We start from the raw sequence: 14,652 nt of genomic DNA on the forward strand, positions 1-14,652 counted from the left end.
CGCTGACATAAGCGTCATCGCCGCAGATGAGCACCGATCCGTCTGCCGTTGACATTTCACTATTCATTTGAGATATTTCACAGGGGAGGTAGTCATGAACAACGAAGTCGCTCCGCTCGGAGTTCCGGCACAGCAGAATCTGCTGACCAGCTTCCGCCACGTGATGGCAGCCGTGTGCACGCCGGTCTCGGTGGTCACCACGATCGCGGGCGGCCGCCCGCACGGCACGACGGTAAGCGCGTTCGCCTCGCTGTCGATAAACCCTCCGATGGTGCTCGTCTCCCTCGACCGCCACTCCGCACTGTTGACGCTCATCCGGGAAACCGGCGCCTTCGGGCTCAATGTCCTGAGCAGCGGCCAGTCGGCCCTCGCGGTGAACTTCGCACGCAAGGGCGAAACCAAGTTCGTGAACGTGGCCTGGGACCTCAAGGCCGGCGTGCCGCGGCTGCCCGGGACTTGCGGCTTCCTCGCCTGTGACGTGGCCGAGGCCGTGGCCGGCGGCGACCACGTCGTCCTCCTCGGGCACGTCCGGTTTGTGGAGCCCACCGGTGGGCAACCGCTGACTTATCACTCGCGCGAATTCGGCACCCACGCGGCGCTGGAAGAGGCGACCGCATGACGGCTGCGGTCCAGGCCGAAGCCGTCCGTACTGCGGTCAGCGCACTCGCCGCCGGCGGGATGATCGTCGTGACCGACGACGCGGATCGTGAGAACGAGGGCGACCTCGTCACCGCCGAGATGGCCTTCCTGGCGCGACACCACGGGAATCGTCTGCGGTCCCCATCGACCGGCTCGACCACGCGCTGGACGACACACGTTCGCTCGATATAGCCGCACCGTCGGTGCCGTGACACCCGAGGAGAAGCATGCCCGAGTCAACGTGGTGGTCGAACGGAACATCGCGGGTGGCCGCTGACGCCCGGGACTGTTGGTCCCTGGAACGCGCGGGCGATCGTGGAATGTGGCGTTGGCGGTTCGTCGAGTCGCGCCCCGCGCGCTGCCAGCGGCGGAACAGCCCGTATACCGTCCGCCAATGCCCGTAGTATTCGGGCACGTCCCGCCACAGTGTCCAGCACGGGGTCGGCCATCGGATCCCGTCGATGAGCTGTCGTTTCGTCCATTTCGGCAGGCGGCCCGCCTTCTTGCCACGAGGCAGCAGCGGCTCGAGCCGCGCCCACTGGTCGTCGCTCAGATCCGCTCGCCTGGCCGCCGATACGCTGGTCTCCGGTATTCAGGTTCTTCTTCGTCAGCTGAATCATCTACCGGAGACCTCACCTCACCCGGTCACCCACGCCCCCACGCAGACAACACCTCTTCCTCAACCCGAACTACTTATGACAAACGGGCTGGACACCATGTACACCTATTGGTCTCGACCAGACGAACGGGGCACTCGGCGAGCTGGTCTGGCAGGGCGAGCACCAGGACGCCACGAGCATGGACTGGTTCTTGGATGCCCGTCGTCGACGCGAGCGCTCTAGACCGGCCGAGTCTCTGCCCATTGACGCTCGACGTGCCTGTATGTATGTTCCTTCATACCTTTGTGGTGCTTGCCGCTCTACACGACTGGCTTTTCCAAGCGCCCAGAGAACCCCCACCTGGGCCGACGATGCGACCGTCGAGCTGTACACGAAGCGGATGGAGGCGACCTGTCCGGACGTCGACCCGACCGTCCCAACGCCGTCTGGGGCTATGCGACCGGCGACACGCTCGTACGCTCCCTGGAGGGGATTGACGAGCTCACCAGGAAGGGATTGCTCGATCCGCGGGCTTCAGGATGAGGACGTGGCGCTGCTGCTTCCCGGCGTGAGCGTCGATGGGACCGACCCCACCCTGCCTCCGGTCAGCACGACGAAGGTCCAGCAGTTCGTCGACGGGCAGTGGGAAGTCGGCGAATGACGACCACCCGCACCTTCGAGAACAGAGCGAAATTGGAGGAACCGATGAACACCTATAACCGCGCGTCCCGAACGGGCGCGCCGACCGACGACTCGTCGGTTCGACGAGTCCTGAACCCCCAGTCGGTGGCAGTCATCGGTGCGTCCGCGAAGCCTGGGTCGGTGACGGGGCCGATCATCGCCAACCTGGAGCGGAACGGCTACCAGGGAACGATCCACCTCGTCGGGCGCACCCCGGGGATCCTCGGCGAACGGCGCATCCTCACATCCATCGAGGATCTACCGGACGGCATCGACCTCGCGGTCCTGTCGCTACCGGCCGAGGCGGTACTCCCCACCCTGGAACAGATCGCCGGCAAACAGATGGGCGGCGCGGTCGTGTTCGCCTCCGGCTTCGCTGAGATGGGGGAACAAGGAAGCCAGCTCCAGGGCGAGATCGCCGAGTATGCACGAGAGCACGCGCTCCGGCTCGTCGGCCCGAACACTGTCGGCTACTTCAACTACGTCGACAGTTTCCACGTGTCTCTCGTGGACATGGGAGAGCTGCCGCCGATGCGCCGTGACCTAGGTCCAGGCCTCGGTGTCGTCACGCAGAGCGGCTCGATCGGCGCGCACGTCGCCGGGTCGCTCCTCGAGCGCGGCGTCCCCGTCTCCTACACCGTGACGACCGGTAACGAGGCCGACCTCGGTCTCTCCCACATGGTCGACTTCTTCGCCGCCGACCCCCACACCGGCGGTGTTGCGATCTACGCCGAGCAGGTGCGTGACCCGGCAGCGTTCCTCGCGGCGGTGACGCGTGCCCGCGCCGCCGGCAAGCACGTCACGCTGATGCACTCGGGCCGCAGCGCTGCCTCCAAGGAGACGACTCAGTCGCACACCGGCGCGCTCGCCGGTGACTACGAGGTCATCAAGACCGTCATGACGGCCGCCGGGGTAGCCGTGGTCGAGAGCCTCGAGGAGCTCCTTGACGTGAGCCAGCTGCTCCTGAGATACCCGCAGGCACCGGTCGGAGGAATCGGCGTCATCACCTCGTCTGGCGCAGTGTGCGGGATCGCCCAGGACTACTCCGCCGACCATGGCCTCGCCATGCCAGCGCTGTCGGAGGCTGGCGTCGAGACACTCAAAGACAACCTCCCCCCGTTCCTGCCCTCCCGCAACCCGCTGGACCTCGGCACGTTGCTCGCGGTCAAGCCCGAGCTGCTCGACCTCGGCCTGGAGGTCTTTTCGGCCGAGGACGCCTTCGGCAGCCTGCTGGTGAGCATTCCACTGGTCAACCCGGTCCTGGCGCGACGGCTCATGGAGGGCTTCGTGAAGACAGCCGTTCACGGCGAGAAGCCCGCCGTGTTCGTGATCCAGTGCGAGGACCACGACTTCTGGCCCGACTTCGAGCGGCTCGCCATCGAGGAAGGCGCCGTCCTCATGCGCTCACCCGAGCGAGCGATCCGGGCTCTCGCCGCACTCACCAACGTCGGCCGGTCCTGGGCCGCGACCAACTCCTCCACCCGTCAGGCGGACGGGGCTGCCTCACCCCTGCCTGCCGGGAGTCTCGCCGAGTGGCAAGGCAAGAAGCTCCTGCGCGAGTACGGAGTCGACGTCCCGGCCGGGGATCTTGTCGACAGTGCCGAGGAGGCCGTCGAACTCGCCTCGAAGCTCGGCTGGCCAGTCGTGCTCAAGGCGCAGTCGAGCAACCTGGCCCACAAGACAGAGGCCGGCGCCGTGGCGGTCGGGATCCCCGACGAAACCTCGCTCCACGCCAGGTTCGAGGAGATGCAGCAGCGGGTCAGCAAGTACGCGCCCGGGCTGGAACTGGATGGCTACCTCATTGAGACGATGGCGCAACCCGGAGTCGAGCTCGTCATCGGCGCGCGACGAGATCCCGACTGGGGACCTGTGGTACTGCTCGGCCTGGGTGGAATCTGGACCGAGACGCTGGCCGACGTCCGGCTGTTGGTTCCTGGAGCCACCGACACCGCCATCTTGACGGCTCTGACCAGTCTGCGCGGGGCCGCGCTGTTGCAGGGAGCACGCGGCGCCGATCCAGTGGATCTGACGGCTATCGTGCGGGTCGTGCGCGCGGTCAGCAACCTGGTGAGCGAGCATCCTGAGATCACCGAGATCGACTTGAACCCGGTCGTGGCGACTGCCTCGGGAGCCGTCGCGCTCGACGCTCTCGTCGTCTCTGCGGATCACTGACCCCGACTGAGAGCTACCTGCCCGCGTCGGGCTGGAGAGGAAAGCATGACTACCGAGGCCAACGCACCCGAGGAGACGGTGCTGACCTACCTGGACGAGAACATCTTCGTCGTCGCCCTCAACCGCCCCGAGAAGCGAAACGCGTTCTCCTTGGCGGTGCTCGAGCGCCTGCGCGAAGTCTTCGCCGATCTACCGGAGAACGCCAAGGCCGTGGTCATCACCGCGAAAGGCGACCACTTCTGCGCCGGCCTCGATCTTGGTGAGCACAAGGTCCAAGCCCCGTTCCCCAGCGTGCTGTCCTCACGCCGGCACCACGACACCTTCAAATCCATCGAGTTCTGCGGATTGCCCGTCATCACCGCTATGCACGGAGCCGTCATCGGCGGAGGGCTCGAGCTGGCGTGTGCCACCCACATCCGAGTGGGTGAGCCAGACTGCTTCTTCCAGCTCCCCGAGAGCCGACGAGGCATCTTCGTCGGCGGTGGCGGAACCCTGCGCGTGCGCCGGCTCATCGGGGCGGGCCGGATGGTCGAAATGATGCTCACCGGGCGCCGCTACACCGCCGAGGAAGGAATCTCCCTCGGCATCATCCACTACCTCGCCGAGCCCGGCGGCGCCTTCGCCAAGGCGATGGAGCTGGCGCGTGTGGTGGCTCAGAACGCACCGATCTCGAACTACCTCATCCTCAACGCGATCGCCGCCATCGACGACATGCCGGCAGAGAGCGCGCTGTACACCGAAGCCGTCTCAGCCGCCCTCACGCTCACCTCGGCCGACGCACAGCAGGGGATCGACGCCTTCCTCAACCGAAACTGCGACTCATGAACGACCCCGACGCCGACGCCCCCGCAGCGCCCCTGAGAAGCCCCGTCGACGCCGACGCCATCGATGTTCACGTCCACGTGGAGGTCGACGAGTCTGGGCGGCTGTCCCTACCGGGTTCTTTCAACGCCGCGATGGCGCACTACTTCGGGACCAGTGACGCGCCGCCCGGGATCGACGATCTCGCCGCCTACTACCGCGAACGCAGGCTTGCCGCTGTTGTCTTCAGCGTCGACATCGAAGCATTCACCGGCTACCCGGCGCTGTCGAACGAGGAGATCGCCGAGGGTGCCGCACGCAATGGCGACGTCTTGATCCCGTTCGCCAGCATCGACCCAGCCAAAGGCCGCCGCGGCGCGGCTCATCTGCGTCGACTCGCCACGGACCACGGCGTGAAAGGGTTGAAGTTCCACCCCAGCCTGCAGAACTTCGCGCCCGATGACCGCAGTGCCTACCCGCTCCTGGAGGCGGCCGAGGAACTCGGCCTGGTGGCAACCTTCCACACCGGGCAGACCGGCATCGGGGCAGGCATGCGAGGAGGCGGCGGAGTGAGCCTGGCCCTGTCCAATCCGATGCTGCTGGACCGTGTCGCCATCGACTTCCCTGACTTGTCGATTGTGATGGCGCATCCGTCGTTCCCGTGGCAGGACGAGGCACTGGCTGTGGCGACGCACAAGCCGAACGTCTACATCGATCTGTCCGGTTGGTCGCCGAAGTACTTCCCTCCGAACCTGGTGCGCTATGCCAACAGCCTGCTCCAGGACAAGGTCCTGTTCGGGTCTGACCACCCGGCCATCACCCCCGACCGCTGGCTGTCCGACTTCGCCGCACTCGACATCAAGGACTCCGTGCGACCCAAGGTGCTCAAGGACAACGCCGTGAAGCTCTTGAGGCTCACCCCATGACGGCTTGCTTGTACAGAGGAGAACTCACATGGACCTGAACGACCAGGCTGTTGCCATCGTCACTGGAGCAGCCTCCGGACTCGGACGCGCCACCGCGGCCCGACTCCACGCGGCAGGTGCCGCGGTCGTGCTGCTGGACCTGCCCGAATCGACCGGGGCCGCGGTCGCCGCGGAGCTCGGTAACAGGGCCGTCTTCTCGCCAGGCTCGGTGACCGACGAGGCGGATGTCGCTGCCGCGGTGGCGCGTGCCCGCGAGCTGGGTGCCGTTCGTGTCCTGGTCAACTGCGCCGGCGGGGGGGCAGCGGGCCGCACCGTCAAGCGGGACGGATCACCTCTCCCGATGGAGGCGTTCCGTCGCGTGGTCGAGCTCAACCTCTTCGGCAGCTTCAACACGGTGAGACTGGCCGCGGCGGAGATGGCCACCCTCGAGCCCATTGACGGCGAGCGGGGGGTCATCGTCAACACGGCGAGCGTGGCCGCCTACGACGGTCAGGTGGGGCAAGCGGCCTACTCCGCATCCAAGGGCGGCATCGCCGCCATGACCCTGCCGCTAGCACGTGACCTCGCCGTCACCGGGATCCGTGTCATGACCATCGCCCCGGGTATCTTCGACACCCCCCTGCTCGGCAGCATGGACGAGCCCTCACGCGCAGCGCTCGGCGCGCAGATCCCGCACCCGAAGCGCTTCGGCCGGCCCGACGAGTACGCCGCGCTCGTCGAGCACATCGTCACCAACCCATTCCTGAACGGAGAGACCATTCGGCTCGATGGCGCGATCCGGATGACCGCGAAGTGATCCGCATCGGTGACGGGCGCCCGGCGACACGGGGCCGCGCGCTTGCAACCGTTCTTCGGCCCATCGCCTCGACTCGCCTAGGTAGCAAGGAAGTTCGCCAGCAACGGTAAGCCGTAGGCGCTGAGGACCGACTCCGGGTGTGCCTGCACGCCCATGACGGGGTGGGTTTTGTGTCGCACTCCCATGACGAGTCCGCTGCTCGTGCGAGCGGTGACCGCGAGCTCGTCGGGCAGAGTGTGGGGGTCGGCGACGAGGGAGTGGTACCTGCCCAACATGACCGGGCTCGGCAGCCCGGCCCAGAGCCCCGCGCCATCGTGGTACACCGCGGACCCCTTGCCATGCACGACCTCGGGAGCCTGGACGACCTCACCGCCATAGGCCTCCACGATGGCCTGGTGGCCAAGGCAGACACCCAGGATCGGCGTGGACGGGCCGAGACCCCGCACCAGGTCGATGCACGCACCGGCCTGCTCCGGACTGCCGGGGCCTGGCGAGAGCAGTACGTGGCTGAGCCCGAGCTCTTTTCGCAGACGGATCGGGTCGTCCAGTTCGGGCGCGTCGTTTCGGATGACCTCGCACGCGGCGCCCAGGCGCTGTAGGTAGTCCACCAGGTTGTAGACGAACGAGTCATAGTTGTCGACGACGAGGACACGAGCGGGCCCCACCGCGGACGGTTTCGACAGGTCGGTGGTCCTCGAGCGATTGCGGTCTCGCGTCCACCCCGACACGATCGCGAGCCCGCCCGGGGTGGCAGGCCGCTGCGCACCGCCGTCATCCATCTGGTCGACGATCGAGCCGAGGTACGCCGAGGACTCCGCCTCGTCCATGCCACCCTTCAGGGCACCGCCCACTGCGGCCAACAGCGGCCCGGCCTTGGTGAGGCACTCAGCCCACTCCGCGGCCGGGTCGGAGTCGATGACGATCCCGCCGCCGACCCCCAAGGAGATCCGCTTCGCGGTGCTGTCAATCTCGAAGGTGCGAATGGCGACGTTCAACTCCAGCCCAATCCCGTGCAGGAGACCTCCGATCGCGCCGGTGTAGGCGGCGCGCCGGCTAGCCTCGAGCTCTGAGATGAGCTGGAGCGCTCGGACCTTGGGTGCACCGGTCACCGATCCGGGCGGGAAGGTCGCACGCAGCAGGTCACCGTCGGTGACATCGGATCGCAGTTCGCCTTCGACGTCAGAGACAAGATGCCAGACCGCGTACGGCTCCGGACGCGGCTCGGCGGCTACCACAGTCCCCGGCACACACACTCGGGCGAGATCGTTGCGCATCAGGTCGACGATCATCAGGTTCTCGGCACGGTCCTTCCCCGACCGCGCCAGACTCTCGGCGAGACGCTGATCGACGCCCGGGTCGGGATCGCGACACGCGGTTCCCTTGATCGGCGAGGTCAGAAGCCGCCGGCTGCGTCGCCGGAGGAAGAGCTCGGGGGAGAAGCTGACCACCGCTCCACCCGGCCAGGCGACGTAGGCCGCGAAGAGGGGCGCCAGCCGATCCACGCCTGCACAGAACAGTTCGGCTGGATGGCCGCGGAAGCTCGCCCGCAGTGCGGTGGTCAGGTTGACCTGGAACGCGTCGCCACGCCGAAGATGCTCGAGGACCTGTCTCACTGCACCCTGGTGCGCACGTCCCGAGCGCTCCGGGACGAAGGGAGTCAGCAGGTACGGCGTGCCGATACGTAGGCGCTCCGTGCGGGCCTTGATCAGGTCGACGACGCTGTCGGCCCAGTTGCGCAGTTCGAACTCGCCGCAGCCGCCCTCAGCCCACCATCGCCCCTCCCGGAGCCGCAGCGCGCGGTCGTAGTACCCGATCACATGCGTGGGGCCCGGCGGGGTCGTGCCCTGTCCCTGCTCGACGTCCTCGAGGTCATGAAGTAACTCATAGCCCCAGTAGCCGATCCATCCGCCGGCGAAGCAGTCGCCGACCTCGTCGTAGGTGGGGGCGTCGAGGACGGCGAACGCGTCGCCGGCCGACGCCACTCGGCGACTCGGTTCAAAGGCGACCAGGGCTGCACCATGGCCCCAGCCATCACCGATGAGTGCGACCAGGCCCGCTCGGTCGCGGAGGGCCCTGATCAGCTCGGTGGGCGTGAGAGCGCGGTCGAGGGCGACCCTGGTCGCCGCATGAGGGCGAGGCGATCGACGAACCTCACTCACCCTGAGTCCTCCTCTCGGCTGGGGGTGATGTCGTCGAAAGGGCCGCGCTGCGCACGCCTCGTAACACCCCTTGGCTCAGTCTGTATGAATATGATTACATATTTCCCAGTCGGGCGTCACTGCCCGGCTACGACCCCCCGGGAGGCGCGTCCTGTGCCATTGGCGTACGTCACACCCGGGAGTATTTATGTGCATACTGACATAGTGCAGAGAAAGGAGATGCGGGTGACGACTCAGCAGGACGTCCCTGCCGGTGCCGGCGGCACCGTCGAGGACCCTTATGCCGCGATCGAGCAACTCGGGACGGCGCCGTTGTGGCGCTACTACGGCAACGTGCTGCCCAAAGAACCCGAGCCGCAGGCCGTGCCGTATCTGTGGAGATACGCCGCGCTGCGGCCCTATCTGCTCCGGTTCCTCGACGAACTCTCGCTCGAGGAGGCCGAGCGCCGGGTGCTGATGCTGATCAACCCCGGCCTGCAGGAGCCGCCCGCCACGACGACCACTCTCTACGCGGGCCTGCAGATCATCGGTCCCGGCGAGACCGCGCAGGCACACCGGCACACCTCGAACGCCTTCCGGTACGTCATCGAGGGCTACGGGGCCTACACCACGGTCAACGGGGAGCGGGTGCACATGCACCCCGGTGACCTCCTGCTCACGCCGAACTGGCACTGGCACGACCACTACCACGAGGGCGACGGGCCCATGGTGTGGCTCGACGCGCTGGACTACCCGCTGACGACCAACTGCCTGGACGTCAACTTCTTCGAACTCTACGGCGACCGCTCGCAGAAGAGCTCAGTGCCCGACGACCTGTCCTCCCGCCAGTTCATCCACGGCCAGCTCTCGCCGGCCTGGGAGGTGGCACACACCGATGCCTCTCCGGTCGGCAACTACCCGTGGGCGGAGACCAGGCGGGCGTTCGACGCCATCGGCGACGACGCCGAGGGCAGCGCCGCCGAAGGGGTGCTGCTGGAGTACAAGAACCCGATCACCGGCGGCCCGGTGCTGCCCACCATGGGGTGCCGGGTCAGCAGGCTGCGACCCGGGTTCCGGGGCGTCGCGGTCCGGCGCACCTCGAGCGCGATCTACCACGTCGTGCAGGGGTCGGGTGTCGCCCAGGTCGGGGGGACGCAGCTCGACTGGACCGACAAAGACGTCTTCGCCGTCCCGCCGTGGCAGCGCTTCGAACTCCGCAACGCCAGCGACACCGAGGACGCCTACCTGTTCAGCTTCACCAACGAGCCGGTCCTGCGCGCACTGGGCTTCTTCCGCGAGGAACTGCCCGACGATGCCGGACCAGCCTGAGAGGAGTGCTGCGTGCGTTTCGTAGTGTTCGCCGGGAACTGCCTCGGCCTGGTGCAGGGCGACGACGTGGTCGACGTGACCGCCCTCGTCCCGGGACCCATCGGCCCGGCAGGCCCGCTGCACCAACTCATCGAGTCCGGCGCCGCGACCGGGTGGAGGCCCGAGCAGCTCGAAGGGCTGCCTCGACAGGCCTTCGTCGAGATCACGGTCGCCGCACCGTTTCCCCGGCCCCCGAAGATCATCGGTGCCCCGGTCAACTACCTCGACCACAAGGCCGAGATGTCCGAGACCCACTCCATCGCCGACCTCGGCGTCTTCCTCAAGGCGAGCTCGTCGGTCATCGGTCCGGGCGAGCAGGTCCGCCTGCCCTACGGTGACAAGCGAATCGACCAGGAGGGTGAGCTCGCTCTCGTGATCGGTCGAACGGCCAAGGACGTGCCCGCCGAGCGGGCGCTCGAGCACGTCTTCGGCTACACCTGCGGTCTGGACATGACCGTCCGCTCGTCCGAAGACCGCTCCACCCGCAAGTCGTTCGACACCTTCACTCCGCTCGGACCGGTGGTGGTGACCGGCGACGAGCTCGGAGACCCGGGCTCCCTTCAGCTGGAGACACGGGTCAACGGGACCGTACGCCAGCGCACGTCAACCGCTGACCTGATCTTCGGCGTTGCCGAACTCGTCGCCTATTCCAGCTCGGTGATGACACTGTGGCCGGGAGACGTCATCCTCACCGGCACCCCGGCGGGTGTCGGACAGGTGCATGACGGCGACAGCGTCGAGGTCGAGATCAGCGGCATCGGCACGCTCGCGGTGGGGGTGACCGGTGCGTCAGCGCGTCCCTACGGCCAGCGCCCCGGGCTCGCCGTGAGGTCGGCGAGCACGTCCGGCTGAGCGAGGGCGCCACCGAACCGACTCTCGACGACGGCCGGGTAGGAATTGCGGCTACCCGGCCGTCTGCTTGTCTTCGCGTTGTGGATGTGCGGAGCGCGGGGGTGTCGACCGCGTCCGGGCGAACGGGCACACCGGCCAGTACCTGCGCCTTGATCAGCAACTCGCGGCGTTCGGAATCGGCCCGGGAGTCCCAGGTGATGCCGCCACCGGAGCCGTACACCGACGCCCCCGTCCGCCGATCGACCACAGCGGTCCGGATCGCGACCGAGAAACGCGCGCGAAAGGCCGTCGAACCGCGCCGACGGGCCACCCACGACCGGTTCCCCTGGGCGGTGTGGGGTGTTCGCGCAGCGGTGACGCGCCCGTCGACGGGGGTTGTGGATCCGCAAGTCTTGACACGTCCACCATCACATGAGAATGTATGTCGAGACATACGTAAGTGACTTCTGCAGGCAGTGAAGGTTCAAATATGACCGGCGTCGTGCAGTGGGGCTGGGCCGAAAGCGCCCGGCTCCTGCGGCGCTGCTTCCGAACCGGACCGTCGCGAAGCGGTGCGCCCCAGGTGGCACCGGATTCCCGGGGAACCGACCACGTTCGTGACCTCATGACACCGAGAGGAACTTGCCACCATGGGCACTGACGCCACGGCTACCTCGCTCCAGGATCTGATCGACACCAAGCCCGATCTGGTCGACTACATGTACAACGACGCCCCGGGTGCGCACAGCCGCACGCGAGCCGACCTGTCACCGGTCCCGGTCGAGTTCACGAACTGGCGCGACGAGCAGCGCTCGTGGCGGGAGACCGCAGTCCTGTTCGACCAGTCCCACCACATGCCCGAGCTGTTCGTGAAGGGGCCGGACGCGCGCCGGTTCCTCAGCACGATCGCGGTCAACAGCCTGGCCAACCTCGACACCACCCGCGCGAAGCAGATCATCGGTGTCAACCCGCGCGGGCAGGTGATCGGCGACTGCATCCTCTACGACCTCGGCCAGGAGACCTTCGAGCTGGTCAGCGGCACTCCATTACTGAACTGGATCGAATATCAGGCGCAGGCGGGGGAGTGGGACGTCACGCTTGAGCGCGACAACAACACGTCGGACAACCCGACCGGGAAGCGCACGAAGTTCCGCTTCCAGCTCGACGGCCCGAACGCGAGTGCGATCTTCGACGAGGTCGTCGAGGGCGGCGCCCCGGAGATCAAGTTCTTCCGCGTGGCCACGGTGAAGATCGCCGGCGTCGAGGTGCTGGCCCTGCGCCATGGGATGGCCGGCCACAAGGGCGTTGAGCTGTCCGGAGTGTACGCGGAAGGCGAGCGGGTCCGGCAGGCCATCCTCGAGGCCGGCGCCCGACACGGCCTGCTGCAGGGCGGGACCAAGGCCTACTTCAGCACCCTCTACGAGAGCGGCTGGCTGGCCTACCCCATGCCCGCGATCTACACCGGCGACGAGCTGCGCGCCTACCGCGAGTGGCTGCCCGCCGATGGGTGGGAGGGCCGGTTCCAGATCGCCGGCAGCTTCAAGACCTCGAATATCGAGGACTACTACGCCACCCCCTTCGACCTCGGCTACGGCCACATCGTGAAGTTCGACCACGACTTCATCGGCCGTGCGGCCCTGGAGGAGCTGGCCAAAACGCCCAAGCGGGTCAAGGTCACGCTGGTCTGGAACAGCGACGACGTGGTCAGCATCTTCCGCTCGCTGTTCGAGGACGACATCCCGTACAAGTACCTGGAGCTGCCAGTCGCCGACTACGGCAGCCTCATGCAGCGAGACGAGGTGCGCACGCCCGACGGCACGCCGATCGGACTGTCCACCTACTGCGGCTACAGCGGCAACGAACGCAAGTTCCTGTCGTTGGCGATGATCGACGTCGAGCACGCGACTCCCGGCACCGAGGTCACCCTGCTCTGGGGTGAGTCCGACGGCGGATCACGCAAGCCGCGCGTCGAGAAGCACCGCCAGCTGCTACTGCGCGCCACCGTTGCGTCCGCGCCCTACGCCGTCGCGGTGCAGGCGATGCAGCGCTCGACTCTGGGCGCGTCGCACTCTGCTTGACCCCGGTCCAGGGGCCCGCCCGGTCGGCGGTGCCTGGACACTCCACCAACCTTGTCGCTTCCCCGCAGGAGGTTTCATCATGGCTGCTCAGAATCTGCAGGAGATCCTCGCCGAGTCCGGCGACATCGTCGGGCTGCTGCGCAACTCGCAGGTCGGGCCGTACAACTACCCGGCCGTCACGGCTGAGTACCACAACTGGATCAACGAGCAGACTGCGTGGCGCAACGCGGTCGTGCTCATGGACCAGACCCACCACATGGACTCGGTCTTCGTCCGGGGCAAGGACGCGTTCCGGCTGTTCGCAGAGACCGCTTTCACCTCGGTCAAGTTCCCGGTGAACGTCGCCAAGCAGTACATCCCCGCCACGCCCGCCGGGCACGTGATCGGCGACGGAATCATGCACCGCGAGGCCGAGGACGAGCTGGTCTACGTTGGCCGCTCCGCTGCCGCCGACTGGCTGCTGTTCCACGCCGAGACCGGCGGCTACGACGTCGACGTGACCGTGGACCGCCGGTCGCCGATGAACCCGCTAGGTCAGCAGGTCACCCGCACCTTCTGGCGATTCCAGATTCAGGGCCCGCGCGCCTGGGACGTGATCGAGAAGATCAACGGTGAACCGGTCGAGAAGCTGAAGTTCTTCCACGAGGACTGGCTGACCGTGGCCGGGGTCAAGGCCCGGACCCTGCGCCACGGCATGGCAGGCGCCGCGGGACTCGAGCTGTGGGGCCCCTACGACTCGTACATCCCGGTCCGCGAGGCCATCCTGGAGGCCGGTGCCGAGTTCGGCATCGTCCCCGTCGGCGCCCGCGCCTACCCCCCTGCCGCCCTGGAGTCGGGCTGGGTGTCGGCGCCGCTGCCCGCGATCTACACCGGCGACGAGCTGCGCGCCTACCGTGAGTGGCTCTCGCCGCAGAGCTACGAGGCGGTGCTGTCCCTGGCCGGCAGCTTCGTCTCCGGCAATATCGAGGACTACTACCTGTCCCCGTGGGACCTCGGGTACGGCTCGTTCATCAAGTTCGACCACGACTTCATCGGCCGTGAGGCCCTGGAGCGAGCGGCCGGGCAGACCCACCGGCGCAAGGTGACGCTCGAGTGGAACGCCGAGGACGTCAAGCGGATCCTCGGCTCGGTCGTGGACGTCGACGGTCCGCGGTACAAGTACCTCGACCTCCCGCTGGCCAACTACGGTTTCGCGGGCTACGACACCGTGCTCGACGCGGACGGCAACCAGGTCGGGGTGTCGCTGAACAACGTCGGCTACACCGCCAACGCGCGCCGAGTACTGTCCATGGGCTCGATCGACGCCGACGTGCCCGAGGGCGCGGAGCTGACCCTTGTCTGGGGCGAGCCCGACGGCGGCACCGGAAAGACCAACGTCGAGCCGCACGAGCAGACCACCGTGCGCGTCGTGGTCAGCCCTGCGCCGTTCTCCTCGGTCGCCCGGGCCGAGTACCAGGCGGGTTGGCGGACCGGCTACTCGAAGCTCGATCCGGCGCGCTGATTCGGACCCGGGACCGGCGCGACGAAAGAGCGGCCCACGCCGCGCCGGCCCGCTCTATCCCATTTACACGGACTGCGAAGAATGTATGTAACTTCTTACATTTATTGTTGAGGCTGCAGTAA

At 67.3% G+C, this 14,652-nt stretch carries 13 protein-coding genes; 10 read left to right on the plus strand and 3 right to left on the minus strand.

What is annotated here, in order from left to right:
• The first annotated feature begins 94 nt into the window (after positions 1-94).
• Complete coding sequence (locus tag NA8_RS14130; protein WP_063050844.1) at positions 95-619, plus strand: flavin reductase family protein; 525 nt, start codon at positions 95-97, stop codon at positions 617-619.
• Positions 616-831 (plus strand): 3,4-dihydroxy-2-butanone-4-phosphate synthase, encoded by a 216-nt coding sequence (locus tag NA8_RS35530; RefSeq protein WP_063050845.1) that lies wholly within the window; start codon positions 616-618, stop codon positions 829-831. The genes NA8_RS14130 and NA8_RS35530 overlap by 4 nt, the downstream gene beginning before the upstream one ends.
• On the opposite strand, the gene NA8_RS35095 is transcribed toward NA8_RS35530, so the two are convergent.
• A complete protein-coding gene (locus NA8_RS35095) occupies positions 728-1,231 on the minus strand; it encodes a transposase (protein ID WP_369690257.1) in 504 nt (167 codons plus the stop codon). The genes NA8_RS35530 and NA8_RS35095 overlap by 104 nt on opposite strands.
• Positions 1,232-1,943: 712 nt before the next feature.
• Here NA8_RS35095 and NA8_RS14140 point away from each other — a divergent pair.
• Genes NA8_RS14140 through NA8_RS14155 form a run of 4 tightly spaced genes read left to right on the plus strand, consistent with a single transcriptional unit; the run spans position 1,944 to position 6,614 of the window.
• A complete protein-coding gene (locus NA8_RS14140; RefSeq protein WP_169810505.1) occupies positions 1,944-4,091 on the plus strand; it encodes an acetate--CoA ligase family protein in 2,148 nt (715 codons plus the stop codon).
• Between the two features lie 45 nt (positions 4,092-4,136).
• Positions 4,137-4,916 (plus strand): crotonase/enoyl-CoA hydratase family protein, encoded by a 780-nt coding sequence (locus NA8_RS14145; RefSeq protein WP_063050847.1) that lies wholly within the window; start codon positions 4,137-4,139, stop codon positions 4,914-4,916.
• Entirely contained in the window at positions 4,913-5,818 is a 906-nt protein-coding gene (locus NA8_RS14150; protein ID WP_063050848.1) for an amidohydrolase family protein, read from the plus strand. The genes NA8_RS14145 and NA8_RS14150 overlap by 4 nt, the downstream gene beginning before the upstream one ends.
• 28 nt (positions 5,819-5,846) lie before the next feature.
• Positions 5,847-6,614: an SDR family NAD(P)-dependent oxidoreductase gene (locus NA8_RS14155; RefSeq protein WP_063050849.1), complete on the plus strand. Its 768-nt coding sequence runs from the start codon at positions 5,847-5,849 to the stop codon at positions 6,612-6,614.
• Between the two features lie 77 nt (positions 6,615-6,691).
• Here the strand turns inward: NA8_RS14155 and NA8_RS14160 are convergent, their stop codons facing one another.
• Entirely contained in the window at positions 6,692-8,596 is a 1,905-nt protein-coding gene (locus NA8_RS14160) for a chorismate-binding protein (RefSeq protein WP_063050850.1), read from the minus strand.
• 402 nt (positions 8,597-8,998) lie between these two features.
• Between NA8_RS14160 and NA8_RS14165 the strand changes: the two genes are divergently transcribed.
• Positions 8,999-10,081 (plus strand): cupin domain-containing protein, encoded by a 1,083-nt coding sequence (locus tag NA8_RS14165; RefSeq protein WP_218019451.1) that lies wholly within the window; start codon positions 8,999-9,001, stop codon positions 10,079-10,081.
• A gap of 12 nt (positions 10,082-10,093) precedes the next feature.
• The gene (locus NA8_RS14170) at positions 10,094-10,972 is read left to right on the plus strand and encodes a fumarylacetoacetate hydrolase family protein (RefSeq protein ID WP_063050852.1); all 879 of its coding nucleotides are present in this window, start codon (positions 10,094-10,096) and stop codon (positions 10,970-10,972) included.
• Here NA8_RS14170 and NA8_RS35740 read toward each other — a convergent pair.
• Positions 10,869-11,405 carry a chorismate-binding protein gene (locus tag NA8_RS35740; RefSeq protein WP_084466789.1) on the minus strand — a complete coding sequence of 179 codons (537 nt, stop codon included), beginning with the start codon at positions 11,403-11,405 and terminating at the stop codon, positions 10,869-10,871. The genes NA8_RS14170 and NA8_RS35740 overlap by 104 nt on opposite strands.
• A gap of 196 nt (positions 11,406-11,601) precedes the next feature.
• On the opposite strand from NA8_RS35740, the gene NA8_RS14175 reads away from it, so the two are divergent.
• Positions 11,602-13,029 carry an aminomethyltransferase family protein gene (locus NA8_RS14175; protein ID WP_063050853.1) on the plus strand — a complete coding sequence of 476 codons (1,428 nt, stop codon included), beginning with the start codon at positions 11,602-11,604 and terminating at the stop codon, positions 13,027-13,029.
• Between the two features lie 79 nt (positions 13,030-13,108).
• A complete protein-coding gene (ligM, locus tag NA8_RS14180) occupies positions 13,109-14,530 on the plus strand; it encodes a vanillate/3-O-methylgallate O-demethylase (protein ID WP_063050854.1) in 1,422 nt (473 codons plus the stop codon).
• Positions 14,531-14,652: the final 122 nt, after the last annotated feature.

It is taken from the genome of Nocardia arthritidis NBRC 100137, assembly GCF_001612765.1.
In the GTDB taxonomy this organism is placed as follows: domain Bacteria; phylum Actinomycetota; class Actinomycetes; order Mycobacteriales; family Mycobacteriaceae; genus Nocardia; species Nocardia arthritidis.

What these genes read in the sequence shown, in the direction of transcription:
- NA8_RS35530 (WP_063050845.1), top strand. Translation starts at nt 616, where the DNA reads ATGACGGCTGCGGTCCAGGCCGAAGCCGTCCGTACTGCGGTCAGCGCA.
- NA8_RS14155 (WP_063050849.1), top strand. Translation starts at nt 5,847, where the DNA reads ATGGACCTGAACGACCAGGCTGTTGCCATCGTCACTGGAGCAGCCTCC.
- NA8_RS14140 (WP_169810505.1), top strand. Translation starts at nt 1,944, where the DNA reads ATGAACACCTATAACCGCGCGTCCCGAACGGGCGCGCCGACCGACGAC.
- ligM (WP_063050854.1), top strand. Translation starts at nt 13,109, where the DNA reads ATGGCTGCTCAGAATCTGCAGGAGATCCTCGCCGAGTCCGGCGACATC.
- NA8_RS14145 (WP_063050847.1), top strand. Translation starts at nt 4,137, where the DNA reads ATGACTACCGAGGCCAACGCACCCGAGGAGACGGTGCTGACCTACCTG.
- NA8_RS14150 (WP_063050848.1), top strand. Translation starts at nt 4,913, where the DNA reads ATGAACGACCCCGACGCCGACGCCCCCGCAGCGCCCCTGAGAAGCCCC.
- NA8_RS35740 (WP_084466789.1), bottom strand. Translation starts at nt 11,405, where the DNA reads ATGTCTCGACATACATTCTCATGTGATGGTGGACGTGTCAAGACTTGC.
- NA8_RS14175 (WP_063050853.1), top strand. Translation starts at nt 11,602, where the DNA reads ATGGGCACTGACGCCACGGCTACCTCGCTCCAGGATCTGATCGACACC.
- NA8_RS14130 (WP_063050844.1), top strand. Translation starts at nt 95, where the DNA reads ATGAACAACGAAGTCGCTCCGCTCGGAGTTCCGGCACAGCAGAATCTG.